Source organism: Desertivirga arenae, from assembly GCF_017355785.1.
GTDB lineage: Bacteria > Bacteroidota > Bacteroidia > Sphingobacteriales > Sphingobacteriaceae > Desertivirga > Desertivirga arenae.
In genome coordinates, this window is the sequence record NZ_JAFEWE010000001.1 from 309,375 (window position 1) to 323,216 (window position 13,842).

Below are 13,842 nucleotides of genomic sequence, written 5' to 3' on the forward strand. Positions count from 1 at the left end.
CAGATCGGAGTTCTAAATTGAGAACACTTTAGAAGTTTAAATGCCAAAGCTTCGTAAAAACTCCAATTTATTCTTCCCCAACAAAAGATTAAAAAACAAATATAATCACAATAACCTACAAAACCAATAGAGTAAGAATTTAAGTTCTTATTAGAGTTTACCAGAGGAAATCTCTGCGAGTGAGTCAAAATTTTAACTGTAGAAGTATTTGTGCTAAATGTATTTCATTAATTGTTTCAACAATTTAACATCCCGATTAGTAAAGAAGGCCCTATAGGGCCTTCTTTACCAATATTAAACCATCTTTATCAAGACTTCTTCCCTCTCTAACTACTCCATCTTCCACCCTAATTTCCCCATATCCATATCCTCATCTTCATCCTCATAATAATTAATATCCCTGTTCAGCTCTAATATCTCGTTTATGCCCTCCATCAAAAGCTGAACATTTGCATCTTCCGATGCTAATTCTAGTTTGCCTTCGAAGAAATAATCGTCAAAAAGACTGATTGCTGTTTCCGGAACTTCTTCAGTTTGATGAGCAAGCATCCAGGTGGCAAGAAAAGCATGAAGAAGTTCGCTGTAAACAAATCGTTGGGCGTTCAGGTAAACACCGAGATCTGGAAGTTCATTTTCTTCCTCCAACTCTTCCTCCGATTCATAGCCCTCTGCTTCAGTCAGCTCTTCCTCCGAGAGGGCATTCAGGTTAACCAGAGAACTTTGCATTTTTATAAGTAATTCAATGATCCTTACAAATCCAGCAATAACTTCGCTTTCCAGCCCTTTTAAATAATTCAGATCGCGTGGTATTTCATCATCTTCTTCGAAAATGTCCTGCATATCCGAAAGCTCACCTTTTACCCCGACCCTTATTCCGAAAATATAAAGTTCGTCAATGAAGTACTGAAGGTCGTGGTAGATATTAATCAAGTGCTGGCGGTAATTAAAATTTTGCATAAGGCTTTAAAAAAATGTTATTAAATATTGAATAAAAAATACTAACTGAACTAATCAAACAAAAGGGGAAGTAGCTTGCACCTCCCCTCTTCCAAACTCTATTTTCCCTTTTTCCTTTTCCGGTCCTCCAATACCTGCAGGAGGTATTCTTTGGTGTAATAATCCCGACCACCCAATTTTGATCCGACCAGGATACCACGTCGCTTCATGCGCCAAAGCGTTGTTTCGCTAATTCCTAGAAACTCTTTCACATAGCCATCGTCTTTCAAGCTCTCCTGAGAACTTCGTTTAGGCTTGAAGAAATCTTCGAAAAATTTACGAATGTCTTTGAGCACCTGGAGTTGCTCTACCAATAAGGAATGGATTTTTATTTCATTTAACATAGCAATTAGGGGTCTTGCCCATTAAAACGTTAATATTTATTTGTTGTAATAAAGTAGATGGATATTAACAAAGCAGAAAGAGTAGTATTAAACTAGTAGCTGCCTATTAAATCCAATTTTCAATGAATGATTATGAAAAAATTAAATTGATCTTCAACCAGGAGGACTCCTCGATGTTTCGGAATAAGATTTAGTAAAATTTCCAAGCATAAAACCTCCTTTTTTATTGTTTAAATAAAATTAGTTGGGATGCAAGGCCGAAGTGGTGACTTATCAAAATAAAGTAATCAACAATAACGATCTTATTAACATTTGGAGCACAATCTAGCTTCCTACCCCTGTTTGAGAACGGTTCAAGAATGATATGTTAACCCTCCAACTCTCCTCCGAGTCTCCTCCGAGTATTGGCCCACTTTTTTAAAAGAAAGCATAAGAAAAGTAAAAGACACCTAAAAGAATAGTAAAGCCTGTCCCGAATCTGCCTCGAGCCAGTCTTAGCCAGCAATAAAAGAAAGGGCGAAAAACCGACGAAGAAAGCCGCATTTTAGCAGCGTTCTCTTTTCAAATCCTTTCAATTTCTTTCAATTTCTTTCAAATCCTTTCACTCATTTTTCCAGGAGAAATTCTGCCCTTACCATTGCATCATCAAAACAGATAATACCGGTATTCAAAGGTTTTGAGAGATAATTCACAAATGGTTAAACTTTAAATTTTAAAAAAAATGGCAGAATTTAATAATGGAGCAAATGGCTCTTTCAGTGGTAAAGTTGGAAGTGTGGTAGGCAGTAACTGGCGGGAAATTAATTACATCCGCGGAATTGCAAAACGTAGTAAAAAAGATCCCAGTCAGGGGCAGATCGAACAGCAAATGAAGTTCGCGATGATGGTGGCCTTCCTGGGTCAGGTGAAAGATCTATTGAACCTTGGATTTGCCGGTGGTAAAACAGGACGCGCAACTGCCTATAACCTGGCGGTACAATACAACCTTACCAATGCGATTGCCGGAGTATATCCTGAATTCAGCATTGACTACTCTAAGGTGCTACTCAGTAAGGGAACGCTCAATTTACCTGGTGCTGCAACGCTCACTGCAGATACAGCAGGACAGGTTAAGGCAAGCTGGGATCCTACACCAAATGAGTTCAATGGCAGCGTATCCGACAAGGTTACGGTGATCCTCTATAACAGTATTAAAAAACTGTTTATGAGTAACAGTCTTAGCCCAGCACTTAGGGGTGATGGAACGATCGATATTGAGGTTCCGGCTACCTATGCCGGCGATACTGTTCATGGTTATATCTTCCTTACTTCTCCGGAAAAAGGAAGGCTTTCCAACTCGTATTACATGGGCGAGGTAACCGCATTTTAATTAACCTAGCGGGCCTGGCGGCCCGCTCTTTTCAAATTTACCCTTAAAAAATATGGCAGTAATTCGCAATTTAAAAAATATGTCCTTCTCCGGTAGGATCGGAGATATCATCGGCTGCGTTGGCAGCAAAAGAAAATACATTAGGAGTGTTCCCAGAAAGAAGACGCAACAGGAGTTCAGCGCTTTGCAATTAGCTTCGCACAGGAAACTCGCTATGGCTTCGGCCTTAATAAGCCCCATCAGAAGTCTTTTGGAGAAGACGATGACACGAAGAAGTAAAACGCATTCGACTGGATACGGTGCAGCCATTTCGCACCTTCTTCAGAGCGGATTTAAGGGAGAATACCCCGATCTGGAGATCAATTACGCCCAACTCATGGTTAGCTCAGGAAACCTGGCAAGAACGCGCGCCACCCTGGAATTGCATGAGCAATCTAACATCCTTTTGAAATGGGATCTCGACTGCACCTCTATTGATGCTATCAAAGAACAGGCGGCCCTTTTAATTTATAATCAGGATCGGAATGAATATGCTATGAAATGGAATATTGCCAATCGTTTAACGACTCAAGCCACAGTACCGCTCCCCGAGCATTTCAAAAATCAGCGACTGCACTACTATTTCTTCTTCCATAATAGTGAGTTCAAAAAGGCCTCGGCCACTCACTATCTAGGATTCACTTCTTAAACGAACAATTAGAAAAAGATGAACTTATTACTTAAAAAAGAGTACGCTATGCTAGGCATATCGTATCTTATCTTCCTTGCTTTCCCCTGGCTTATCAGGGTGATCGACATTACTTCAGCCCCGCTGGACCCCGGGATTTTAAGCGCCGTCTTTGTCGCTATCCTGGCTGTGCTCACTTTCAAAGCAGTTACCTGGATTATCATTCAATCGATCTGGCCCGACTTTGCCCACTATGCACAGGTTGACCTGATCGGTGATTTCCTCCGGCTTCATGAGCTTTACCGGGTACTAATCTTTCTGAGCTTCTATCTCGTCTTGCTACTAAGCTTTGTAATGACCCTGGCGGCTTTGATATAGGAGGAGAATTGATATGACGAGAATTTATACGATTGTAATCCCGCTCTTCCTGCTGGCATGGTTGCCCAAATTAAATACAGGGATTTACAAGGGCCAGGATTTAAAAACCCGGCAGAACTTACACGCTATCTATACAGCCGAGATTGGAGTTAGGGAGAAGAGCGGCAAGAATGATGGCGTACGGGTGGAAGAGTACCTGGCCTATGTCGAGTTAAAAAGAGGCTCTCCCTGGTGCGCAAGCTTTGTGTGCTGGGCACTAGGGAGAGCTGGAATAGCCAATCCAAGATCTGGGTATAGTCCTGCCCTCTTTCCTAAATCGAAATTGATCTGGATCCGGGGAAGTCCCCTGCCCAAAAAGCTATTACCAGGAGATGTCTTTGGAATTTACTTCCCAGAAAAAGGAAGGATAGCGCATGTTGGCTTTATCGACCAGATCGAAAGTAATCTTTTGATTTCGGTGGAAGGCAACACGAATGAAGCCGGTAGTCGTGAAGGCGACGGAGTGTTCAGAAAAAGAAGACTGCTTAGCAGCATATACGAAATATCGAGGTGGCAATAAGCTATCGAACAGCTGAATAAATAACAGATGGTTGAACCTAAAAATACGATACAATGAAAAATCAAAATACCTTAAGTTTAAGTACCCGCATAAGCTCCCCTTGTCCTCCCTTTTTTCAGAAGTTGAGGAACGCGGGCCTAGTGCTTGCCGCAATCAGTGGAGCAATATTAACCGCGCCTGTAAGTTTACCCGCAGCAGTGATCACCGCTGCAGGGTACCTGGCAACGGCAGGAATAGTAGCTTCTGCAGTATCAGCGGCTACCGTGAAGCAGGAGACTAAATAGCATTTTAGACATTAAGCAAATGAAGAAAGCCCGGCCCTCGGGCTTTCTTCATTTGGAGAAATTTCTCATGTCACCAGTTTTGTAAAAATAGCAGGGTAATTTAGTTCCATGAATTATTGCTATGACTATACATCCTATTTTTGTAAGACTGACAGAGCTTACCTCTATCTCCACTGAAACTAAAACCTCTCTTGTAGCCAGCTTTATCAGACAAGTATATTCCCCAAATCAGATCCTTCTTGGAGGAGGGCAAAAGGCAGGATGCATCTATTTTGTAGAAAAAGGATTGCTTCGCTCGTACTACCAGGTTAAATCAAATGAAATCACCCGCGACTTCTTTGCCGATAATGAATTTCTCATACCAGGCAATTTCTTCAGCAGAGGTATCAGCACCGATTATATTGAAGTTATGGACAGGAGTATTGTACACCTAATCAGTTACGAAGACTTGATGCTGGTGTTGAAAGACAATCCTGAACTGAACCAGGGAATCAGAGAATTACTGGAGTACCAGTATGAGCGAGTACAGCAGCGGGATCAGTTCCTACGGATCAACTCAGCTGCAGAAAGATACCGGCTATTCCTGTCGCGATACAGGTCCATAGCAGATCGAGCTACACTACCCATGCTTTCCTCCTACCTGAACATGTCGAGAAAGCACCTTAGCAGGATTAAGAACCAGGAAGCCTATCGCAGATAAGAACGCCGAGCGGCACATTTGCTCCCTACTTCAGCCTTATTCTTCCTTGCATCCTGCGACTTTCGACCCTTTACTTCCCGCTCCAGCTGATCTAATTTTAGGATAAGAACATCAGCTATGGAAATCGAATATAAGATCCTACATAAGGCAAGGCTTAATCATATATCTTCTGAACTGGTTACTACTACTTGCTACCTACTATTAAGTTTAGTCTATACCTATTCCTCCTTGAGTAAACTACAAAATTTCGAGGAAACTAAGAGGCAGATGCTCAACCAACCTGTTCCAGATTGGCTTGCTATAATCCTTGCCTGGTTTATTCCAGCGGTTGAATTGCTAACTGTCATTCTTTTATTTTTCCCTAAAACAAGAACGCTGGGCTTCAAGCTCTCGACTGGACTCCTGCTCGCGTTCACTTTTTATGTCGTAATGGCTCTTCTTGACCTTTTAGGAGATACGGCATGCACTTGTGGCGGTCTTATCTCCTATCTCTCCTGGGATGCTCATCTTCTATTCAATATAACGCTTCTCATCCTATCCATCACCGGCTTACTTATTAAAGAAAGGAGGACAAGGCAGTAATTCCAAGACAGCAGCAGCTTTTTCACCAGGTGAAGAAGCCGTTTAACTCTACATCTATTATTATTTAAAACACAAAAATTCAATCTATGAAACGTTACATTTTAAGCACAGCGGTAATTGCATTAGCAGTAATTGGAAGCGCGTTTACCAGCGCCAGAAGAACAAGCACCTGGGTATTTACAGGAAGTTCCAGCTCACAAATTCGCGATGCCTCTGCCTATCAGCAGGGAATATCAGAACATCCGGATTGTGGTTTGGGATCAGCCCTCCCTTGTTCCATCAGCACTGAGGCTTCCAATGCCGAGCAATTACAAAGTTTCCTTAATTCTAAGACAGATGCTCAAGTAGTTAGCATGTCTACAAATAAGAGAGACTAAAGGAACGCCGGAGCGCAGGCTCCGGCCTCCCTTAGCAACTCCTTAGGGGTTCTGCAGCATCCCCGTGATGTCTATTACCTCCTCGGGTATTGGTGCTGCAAATCGGACATCATTTGCCGGTAGTTCAAATTGCTTGTCTCCAATACTTCGTTTTAAACTCAAATTCAATCCCTCCTTATTGAGCCTTTTTATGTCCGGCCAGCGAAGGGTACGAAACAAAAGCTCTTTTCGCCGTTCGCGGAGGATAAGGCTTAAGGCCTCCTCAGCATTCGCTGCTACCAAAGGAACAAAAGTTCCGGTTTTCCATCGTCTACTTAATAAGACATTTAATGCACTCATCGCTTCGCTTACTTTTCCCTCCCTTGCATAACATTCAGCACGAATAAGGTAAATCTCATCTGTAGCAAGCCCTCCAAAAAAGCTTCCATTACCTTCATAGCCGCCTCTAAAGCTATAGGTATTGTCAGCATTTTTCATAAAAAACAAGGTTTTGCGAAGATCATTTGTCTCGTAAGACCTGTAAAGATTGGTGTCAATCTTCCCGATAGGACTTCTTAAAGCGGATGGAGAGCCAATTCGATTAAGTAGGATCACCTCTGGATTAGTATACTTAATGGGATAAGTTTCTGTTGCATTCAAGGTATTGTAATCTAAAAGCGAACTTTGCAAACGAAGACAAGAATCAGCATAAACTCCTGCGTCCCTGTAGTTCCGCATAAATAGGCAGGCCCTCGCCAACAAACCAAAGGCAGCGGTTTTAGAAGGTCGAAGAGGATGGGCTTTAGGCTGATTCAGTAATGCTGCTGCCTGCCGGAGATCAGCCAGTATAAGGTCATAAGTTTCTCCCAGAGGTGCCCTGACTGATTTTACATTGAAATCTGTACCTGTTCTTAGCGGTAAGCCTAAGGCAGTAGTAGCATTGGCCGGATCATAAGCCTGGCACCAAATGCTTGCTGCAAGAAGGTAAAATTTAGCCCTGTAATAATGTGCCTGGCCTTTAATATCCTCCATCTGTTTTATATTCGAACCTGTTTGTGGCACCGCATCAATCTGTTCCAGAACTGTATTGCAATAGTAAATCCCGTTATAGGTATTATTCCAGGCCGTGGAATTAATCCTAAAAAGATCCTTGCTCCAAACGTAGCCATTCTTCACCCCATCATCCTCAATTGCATTATAGTTGCTGTGATTGATATAGAAGTCGTCTGAAAATAGCTCCGGCAAATAGGAATGATTAAGACCAACTAAGGAAGGATTATCCAGCAAGCCTTGCAAATCAGCCAGCGTTTCTGGTACGACTAGCTTCTGACTCGGTTTGTCCTGAAGAAAACTGTCGCAGGAAGTAAGTATGGACAATACGAACAGGATAGAGATATAATGTTTAAGAGATTTCATAAGATGCTTTGATTAAAATGAGGCTTTGATTCCGGCAGCTAGAGTAAGAGGCTGTTCTAAGGTATTATAGGTGTAGTAATAGTCAGGATCTATGCCTTTGTCATTTGCCCGCCACAGGATCCCAAGGTTACTGGCATTCATATACAACTGGGCTGATCTAAAACCCAGAGACCTGGTTCGTTTATTATCAAGACTGTAAGCGAGATAAAGGTAACTCAGGCGAACATGATCCCCTTTCTCAATGAGTACTTCCGAACCGCTATAAAAATTATCCCTGGCTGTTGGCGCCGGATAAACCATAGAGGGAACATAAGTACTGAACTCGTCGCCTGGCTTTTGCCAGCGCTTTTCAAAGTCAGTATCCCCCCGCCAGTTATTATAAAGCGTTGAATAGGAAATACTTTCCCTACGGAAATAATATCCCAGTTTAAAGGACAGGGCAGCAGCAAAGGAAAGCTTGCCGTAGGAGAAGGTGTTACGCATCGAACCATAAACTGTTGGAATAGCAGAACCATGATATTTGAGGTCGTCAATGGTTGTAGCAGCTCCGGTAAGGGAAGCATAATTTTTGCTTACCTGTCCGTTCAGGTAACCCTGAGGATCACCTGTTGCAGGATCAAGCCCAGCCCATTTATAGGAGAAAATGGCGTACACAGGAAGCCCCTCTACTCCGGAGATAGCACTCTTGGTGTTGATAAAAACACTGCCCTGCTTGTTCTCCAGGTAGTAGCGCAGTACCTTATCCTTATATTTACTTAGGTTTAAATCCGTATTCCAGGAGAATTTTCCTTTAAAATTTTCAGTGTTTAACTCCAGATCCCAACCCTTAGCAGCCATCTTGGCTACGTTCTTCAATACACTAGTGCCAATGCCAGCAGTAGGGTCAACAAGGGCAGCTCCGAAAAGGTTATCGGCCTTCTTTTCATAATACTCTACGGATCCCTTTAACCAGCCACCCTTCAAACCAAAGTCAAGCCCCAGGTTTGTTTGACGCACCGTTTCCCATTTCAATTCCGGATTGGAAAAGTTGGTAAACCGGCCATAAGGCACACCACTAAGTGCAAAAGCAGGAACATATTCCATAGTAGTTACAGCGGTCATAGCCGGATTAACATTACCGCTAAAACCGTAAGTGGCGCGCAGTTTTAATTCAGGCAAAAAGCTTAAGGGGTAAAAATCCTCCTTCGAGACAGCCCAGGAAGTGCCTATGGACCAAAGCGGATTCCACTTATCGTTTGTCTTTAATCCAAACATGTTAGAGGCATCCCTGCGCACACTTGCAGAAAAGGAATATTTTGACAGCAAAGTATAAGCAGCATTGGAATAGATAGAAATAAAGCGATTGTTTGTTTTCGTGAAATCAGCCGGGTTGGGGATAAAGTTTGTTATACTGTTGATGATAGAAGGAAAAGCTGTTGTATAATCTACCGGTATGCTAGTAAGAATATTCCCGTTGTAGCCATAGGTACGGTAGAGGTTTCCCTCGGTAAGGGTTTCCCGCACTTCAGCACCTGCAATAGCATAAAGAGAATGGATCTTGCCATTGTACTGGTAATTGAGCTGGCCACGCAAATTATGGTTTGAAATGCGCGTTTCAGAAAGATCAAGGATGCCGCCCAAGGGCACCTTATAACTCAACGCTCCTGTTGATGCATTCAGTTGCGTATAGGTATTTATCAAATTCCGGGTGAAATAACTCTTTTCATTTTGATTGAGCTCCCCTGAACTTTGCTGCCTTTCATAGAGGTATTTCAGATCGAGTGTTAAAGAATTCAGGAGTTTGTACTCTAGTCCAGCATTCAGATTAAGATCCAGCATATTCCTTTTAGCAATAGCATTCTGATAATCTTCCAGAGGGTAATAATTCCAGTCCAGCAACTTCCCCGCTCCTGCTGTTGCTTTATAGTTTTCACGCAGGTCTTTCGGAAGGGAAACCGCCTCGCCATTAGCTCCCGCCAGCTGAGCATAGGGGTAAAAAGAAGTTCCGAGCTTAGAACCGATTTCGCCATATCCTGGCTTTCCACTTTCCGTTCTGGTGCTGGTTATAAACGCACCCGTATTTATTTGCAGATTTTTAAGCGGTTTTATACTGCTTCCAAAACGGAGGTTCAAGCGCTTATTTTGAGCATCCAGGCTGGAGGTATTATCATCATAACCAGAAGAAAGGTTCCAGGCAAAGTTGTCAGATCCTCCTTTCAAGCCCAGAAAGTATTGCTGATTTACTGATCGTTTATAGAAGTATTTATGAAGATCATCCCGAATATCATGCGACTTCAAATCATTCAACTGCAGTTCGGCACCCTCAGCACTGATCAAGCCCTGTTGCTTTTTCAAAAGGATTTCCACAGCAGGGGTCAATACAGGTTTATCGCCGGATGTAATCTGACTATTGAAAAATCCTTTATCGAAAAGCATTCGCTCTACCTCAATTTCATCTGTAGAAGAAATCTGGCGCACATAGTTCAGATCCGGCTTCTCTCCTACTTGTATATTGGTATTAAACTCGACACTGATTTTATGGTTATACCTGGCCTTCTTCGTGGTAATTACAATCACGCCGTTACCAGCCCTGGTTCCCCAGATAGAAGCCGCAGCCGCATCTTTCAGGATCGTAATACTTTCTACATCGTTCGGATTTATATTACTGATATCGCCTTCGTAAGGAAAGTTATCTACCACAACAAGCAAATTCTTTGGTCCGTTAATGGTACTTAAGCCTCTTACCATCATCCTGCCACTCATGGAAGTAGAGCGATCCACGGTAAAGGCAGGTGCTACAGCCTCCAGCCTTTCCATTATGCCGGGACTGATTTGCTGATTAAGCACTTTAGAATCCAGGAAGCTGAAGGAGCCCGTTGACCTTTCCTTCGGCAATTGCTGGTAGCCTGTAGAAACAGTCACCTGGACGGCAGCCATTTCCGAACGTGATGGAGTTAATTGAAGGACAAGAAATGTGCGAACTGAGCTTAACGCTATTTTTTTATGCTGGTAACCAATAAAGCGTATTTCCAGTGAATCGCTCTCCCTGGAAATCCTTAAGTTAAACTTTCCAAGATTATCGCTATGGCCTATTGTCTTCCCATCTATCAGCAGTGCCGCGCCTGCCAGAGCTTGGCCGTTTTCATCCGTTACCTTTCCACTTACTTCGAATGCTGTTGGTTGGGCAATAGTTCTTTTTCCCAGAAAGATTCCGGAAAGTGCAAGCAGAATCGCTATCAAGTTTATTTTAAAAGCTAAAGATTTTGTAGAATGCTGTATCATATTTTCTAGAATAAAATTTCATCAAGGGGCTACTTATCGTCTTTAATACAGAGCATTTCAAGCTCACGAACCTTTTCGGTAAGTTTCAGTCCCTGTTTTAAAAAGGCAGATTTCAGGTCGGTAATGCTGGTTGGGACCGAGGCGAAGGATAGATCAATATTTTCATTAAGACCCGTTTCGTCTACTACCGGCAGGGGAAGAAAATCTAATTCGTTAAGATTTATCAATAGTATCTGGGTTGAATAATTGACCATCTTAAAAATCGGTCCCCTGAAAAGTGAGAATTCCGCTTCCCCTCCCCTGGTCTTTAAGCGATCCTTGTATCCCGGGAGGACTGTTAATACATAGCACTTCACTTTACGTTTCTCTATCGAAGCTTGATAAGGCGTATAGCGGTTTAAGTCTTTCAACATGTAGGCATACAAACTGTCTGCTTCTTTTAAAGGGACCCTGATTTCGTAGGTACAAGAATTCTCCCTGGTGTCTGAAAGAGAAGGTTTTGCCGGACGGAAAAAACCTGATGAATCTTTAATACTTATAAGAACTCTTTTCTTACTGAAGCCAGGCATGATTTCGGATGCGGCGTGCTGATACATCTCATTCAGGTGCCAGTTATGAACTAATCTGCCGTACAGGATGTCACCAGATTTTCGAAACCGACCGCCGCTACTTAAACCGTCGATCTTGCCTTTAACAAAGAGCGAAAAAGTTGCAGAGGGTGGCAGATCGTCGTTAAAGAACAGAGGTTTTGTAGGATCTTTATCCTTCTTTTGATAGGGAGGGGTAGATCCTTGAAGAACTGCGGTAATGTTTTCGGCAGTAAGTTCTTCCCCGCTGGTTGTAGCCACTACCCTACCCGACTTGAGCCATACCAAATGAGGAATGAAGCGATGAGGAAAAAGCGCTTTCAAGTGCTTGTCTTCTGCAACACAAGGGAAGGAATAAGGCGTTCCATCTGTGTAGCGGGCTGTTTGAAAGAAAGAGCTCAGCTTTGCTCTGCTTTCATCACTTACTATTACTAACTGCATTTCCTTGCTGAAGCGATTCTGCAAAGCCTGGTGAGAAGGAAATTCAGCGCGGCAGGATCCACACCAGGTACCAAAGAAGATCAGGACTGTGAGGTTATCATCCTTACTTGTGATACGAATCGTTTCTGCGGGATCTTTGGTATTCACCAAGTTGCTAAGCGTAAGATCAGGGACAGAATCTCCTTTTTGCAAAGCTCTAAACCCAGCTAAGGGTTGCGCCTTCACAACAGACATCACAGAGGCTGCTATGAGAATTAAAATAATGTAGATTATTGCTTTGATCCCCCTTCGTTCAGGCGATTCCTTCGGATCATAGTAAACGGACATAGTATAATTTTTAAAGAATTGAATTAATGATCGAGTAATGTTTCAATAATATTCTGGCCCAGAAAGGCAATAGAATTCCCCTAAGGCTATTTTCAGCTTTTTTGCTGGCCTAGAATTATCAAGAAAAATTGTATTAGAAAAAGAAGAGGTTGACTTGGAATGGATCGTTTAGAATAGGCATCTAGCATTCCCCTCTCCTTGAGGAGGACCTGTCCCGATTCATCGGGAGGGATAGGGTGAGGTGACGTCTCCCATTTCCTAATCCCAGTCTTCTTTAGGTAGTTTCTATTCAGGAGGACAAATGAGAAGGGACCATTTCCTGGTCTTCAGTTCAGCGTTCATGTTCATGCGCTTTCCCCTTTCTTTAGCTGACTCTGTTGCTCATTGTATTGCTCTTGAAGCACCACTTCCAGACGATGAAGCTTCTCGAAAAAATCAGAAAACTCATGCATATCATCCTGAGATATGCCAGTGAAATCATTTTTCACACTAGCCAGCAGCCAGCGCCATAAGATCTTCTCCGTCTTTTCAGGAGGATAGGTTTTGAAAAAGTTTTCTAACAAGCTAGGGTCTGAGTCGGATTGAAGCTGTTGATTTAAAATTGTATTCATATGTTAACTGGTTTGGTGAAATCATTTTGACGATTGTTTGTGATTGCAACAGAGAAGCCAATATGGCTAAAGGGAAGTACCTACGCTACTCAGGCGCTGAGATTAAATTTTGCAGAAGGGTTTTTAATGATAAATGCTTCATACTCGTATTGGGATTACGAGTCTTCGAACTGATTCCAATAGATGTGGGGGAACCGTATTCGTGATCGCTTAAAGTTTCTGACGCCTTACGTGCCACGTATAACAGCAGCCCCACATCTATTGAGGTAGGCAAATATACATACCTACTAATAGAAAGTGGGGTACTAATCTGCTGTCTTACATCACGGCGTCAGAAATGCGATTGTAAGACTCTTATTAATACCTAATTATTTAACTCAAATATAAAAAATAAAATGGGAAAGTAAACATATATGTTGACCTTTAATTTTTTTTTCTTTTGAACTTGCATTGGTGGATAATGAGCTTGAAAAGTTTAGGGAAAATTTAGGGAAGCGTATAGGTCAACTGCGTGAGCAAAAAAACATTCCTCAATCTTCTTTAGCCGCAATTTTGGGCGGTAAGGATAAACAAGCTATTAATAGATACGAAAGGCAAGGAGCCAACCCTACAGCTTATAACTTATGGTTGATTGCTAAAGCACTAGATGTTACATTGAATGATTTAGTGGATTTCAGCAAGTTGAAATAGTTGTATTCTTGCCAATAGCCCTCACTCGAAAATTCATGCTGAAGACCTAAATTCAGTTTTGTTAGCTATCTAAGCGCCAAAAGAAGAAATTTGAGACTAACTTTTCACCGACGTGTTTAGAATGATCGCGATATACAAGCAGCAATAAAGTTTTAATTAGGGTTGAAGAATCAGAAGTAACATGCATAAAACAGAAAAATTTTGAAATCTAACCTTGCAGTAGAATTATAAACACTTAGTGCAGATTCCGGAGATGCTCCTATATAAAACGGAG

Annotated in this window: 15 protein-coding genes; 9 read left to right on the forward strand and 6 right to left on the reverse strand. The window is 42.2% G+C overall.

Annotated elements, in window-relative coordinates; translation table 11 throughout:
- Nucleotides 1-330 precede the first annotated feature (330 nt).
- Nucleotides 331-957, reverse strand: coding sequence for a hypothetical protein (locus J4N24_RS01095; protein ID WP_207531796.1), 627 nt, complete (start codon nucleotides 955-957; stop codon nucleotides 331-333).
- A 98-nt stretch (nucleotides 958-1,055) separates the two neighbouring features.
- Nucleotides 1,056-1,340 carry a helix-turn-helix domain-containing protein gene (locus J4N24_RS01100; protein ID WP_207531797.1) on the reverse strand — a complete coding sequence of 95 codons (285 nt, stop codon included), beginning with the start codon at nucleotides 1,338-1,340 and terminating at the stop codon, nucleotides 1,056-1,058.
- A 721-nt stretch (nucleotides 1,341-2,061) separates the two neighbouring features.
- Here J4N24_RS01100 and J4N24_RS01105 point away from each other — a divergent pair.
- From J4N24_RS01105 to J4N24_RS01140, 8 genes are all read left to right on the forward strand, one after another.
- Nucleotides 2,062-2,709, forward strand: a complete 648-nt coding sequence (locus J4N24_RS01105) for a DUF6266 family protein (RefSeq protein WP_207531798.1) — start codon at nucleotides 2,062-2,064, stop codon at nucleotides 2,707-2,709.
- A 52-nt stretch (nucleotides 2,710-2,761) separates the two neighbouring features.
- Entirely contained in the window at nucleotides 2,762-3,397 is a 636-nt protein-coding gene (locus tag J4N24_RS01110) for a DUF6266 family protein (RefSeq protein ID WP_207531799.1), read from the forward strand.
- 18 nt (nucleotides 3,398-3,415) lie between these two features.
- Nucleotides 3,416-3,754 (forward strand): hypothetical protein, encoded by a 339-nt coding sequence (locus J4N24_RS01115; RefSeq protein WP_207531800.1) that lies wholly within the window; start codon nucleotides 3,416-3,418, stop codon nucleotides 3,752-3,754.
- A 13-nt stretch (nucleotides 3,755-3,767) separates the two neighbouring features.
- Complete coding sequence (locus tag J4N24_RS01120; RefSeq protein WP_242691454.1) at nucleotides 3,768-4,313, forward strand: C40 family peptidase; 546 nt, start codon at nucleotides 3,768-3,770, stop codon at nucleotides 4,311-4,313.
- Between the two features lie 53 nt (nucleotides 4,314-4,366).
- Nucleotides 4,367-4,597: a hypothetical protein gene (locus J4N24_RS01125; protein WP_207531801.1), complete on the forward strand. Its 231-nt coding sequence runs from the start codon at nucleotides 4,367-4,369 to the stop codon at nucleotides 4,595-4,597.
- Nucleotides 4,598-4,718: 121 nt separating this feature from the next.
- Nucleotides 4,719-5,297: a Crp/Fnr family transcriptional regulator gene (locus tag J4N24_RS01130; RefSeq protein WP_207531802.1), complete on the forward strand. Its 579-nt coding sequence runs from the start codon at nucleotides 4,719-4,721 to the stop codon at nucleotides 5,295-5,297.
- 117 nt (nucleotides 5,298-5,414) lie between these two features.
- A complete protein-coding gene (locus tag J4N24_RS01135; RefSeq protein ID WP_207531803.1) occupies nucleotides 5,415-5,879 on the forward strand; it encodes a MauE/DoxX family redox-associated membrane protein in 465 nt (154 codons plus the stop codon).
- An 86-nt stretch (nucleotides 5,880-5,965) separates the two neighbouring features.
- Nucleotides 5,966-6,256, forward strand: coding sequence for a hypothetical protein (locus J4N24_RS01140; RefSeq protein ID WP_207531804.1), 291 nt, complete (start codon nucleotides 5,966-5,968; stop codon nucleotides 6,254-6,256).
- Between the two features lie 42 nt (nucleotides 6,257-6,298).
- On the opposite strand, the gene J4N24_RS01145 is transcribed toward J4N24_RS01140, so the two are convergent.
- From J4N24_RS01145 to J4N24_RS01160, 4 genes are all read right to left on the reverse strand, one after another.
- Nucleotides 6,299-7,651: a RagB/SusD family nutrient uptake outer membrane protein gene (locus J4N24_RS01145; RefSeq protein WP_207531805.1), complete on the reverse strand. Its 1,353-nt coding sequence runs from the start codon at nucleotides 7,649-7,651 to the stop codon at nucleotides 6,299-6,301.
- A 12-nt stretch (nucleotides 7,652-7,663) separates the two neighbouring features.
- Nucleotides 7,664-10,870, reverse strand: coding sequence for a SusC/RagA family TonB-linked outer membrane protein (locus tag J4N24_RS01150; RefSeq protein WP_207531806.1), 3,207 nt, complete (start codon nucleotides 10,868-10,870; stop codon nucleotides 7,664-7,666).
- Nucleotides 10,871-10,941: 71 nt separating this feature from the next.
- Nucleotides 10,942-12,267, reverse strand: coding sequence for a TlpA family protein disulfide reductase (locus J4N24_RS01155; protein WP_207531807.1), 1,326 nt, complete (start codon nucleotides 12,265-12,267; stop codon nucleotides 10,942-10,944).
- Nucleotides 12,268-12,611: 344 nt separating this feature from the next.
- Nucleotides 12,612-12,878, reverse strand: a complete 267-nt coding sequence (locus J4N24_RS01160) for a hypothetical protein (protein WP_207531808.1) — start codon at nucleotides 12,876-12,878, stop codon at nucleotides 12,612-12,614.
- Nucleotides 12,879-13,331: 453 nt separating this feature from the next.
- Between J4N24_RS01160 and J4N24_RS25650 the strand changes: the two genes are divergently transcribed.
- Complete coding sequence (locus tag J4N24_RS25650; protein WP_207531809.1) at nucleotides 13,332-13,568, forward strand: helix-turn-helix domain-containing protein; 237 nt, start codon at nucleotides 13,332-13,334, stop codon at nucleotides 13,566-13,568.
- The last annotated feature ends 274 nt before the right edge of the window (nucleotides 13,569-13,842 follow it).

Excerpts from the sequence above, each read along its gene's own strand:
- J4N24_RS01095 (WP_207531796.1), bottom strand. The coding sequence starts at position 957 with ATGCAAAATTTTAATTACCGCCAGCACTTGATTAATATCTACCACGAC.
- J4N24_RS01100 (WP_207531797.1), bottom strand. The coding sequence starts at position 1,340 with ATGTTAAATGAAATAAAAATCCATTCCTTATTGGTAGAGCAACTCCAG.
- J4N24_RS01105 (WP_207531798.1), top strand. The coding sequence starts at position 2,062 with ATGGCAGAATTTAATAATGGAGCAAATGGCTCTTTCAGTGGTAAAGTT.
- J4N24_RS01110 (WP_207531799.1), top strand. The coding sequence starts at position 2,762 with ATGGCAGTAATTCGCAATTTAAAAAATATGTCCTTCTCCGGTAGGATC.
- J4N24_RS01115 (WP_207531800.1), top strand. The coding sequence starts at position 3,416 with ATGAACTTATTACTTAAAAAAGAGTACGCTATGCTAGGCATATCGTAT.
- J4N24_RS01120 (WP_242691454.1), top strand. The coding sequence starts at position 3,768 with ATGACGAGAATTTATACGATTGTAATCCCGCTCTTCCTGCTGGCATGG.
- J4N24_RS01125 (WP_207531801.1), top strand. The coding sequence starts at position 4,367 with ATGAAAAATCAAAATACCTTAAGTTTAAGTACCCGCATAAGCTCCCCT.
- J4N24_RS01130 (WP_207531802.1), top strand. The coding sequence starts at position 4,719 with ATGACTATACATCCTATTTTTGTAAGACTGACAGAGCTTACCTCTATC.
- J4N24_RS01135 (WP_207531803.1), top strand. The coding sequence starts at position 5,415 with ATGGAAATCGAATATAAGATCCTACATAAGGCAAGGCTTAATCATATA.
- J4N24_RS01140 (WP_207531804.1), top strand. The coding sequence starts at position 5,966 with ATGAAACGTTACATTTTAAGCACAGCGGTAATTGCATTAGCAGTAATT.
- J4N24_RS01145 (WP_207531805.1), bottom strand. The coding sequence starts at position 7,651 with ATGAAATCTCTTAAACATTATATCTCTATCCTGTTCGTATTGTCCATA.
- J4N24_RS01155 (WP_207531807.1), bottom strand. The coding sequence starts at position 12,267 with ATGTCCGTTTACTATGATCCGAAGGAATCGCCTGAACGAAGGGGGATC.
- J4N24_RS01160 (WP_207531808.1), bottom strand. The coding sequence starts at position 12,878 with ATGAATACAATTTTAAATCAACAGCTTCAATCCGACTCAGACCCTAGC.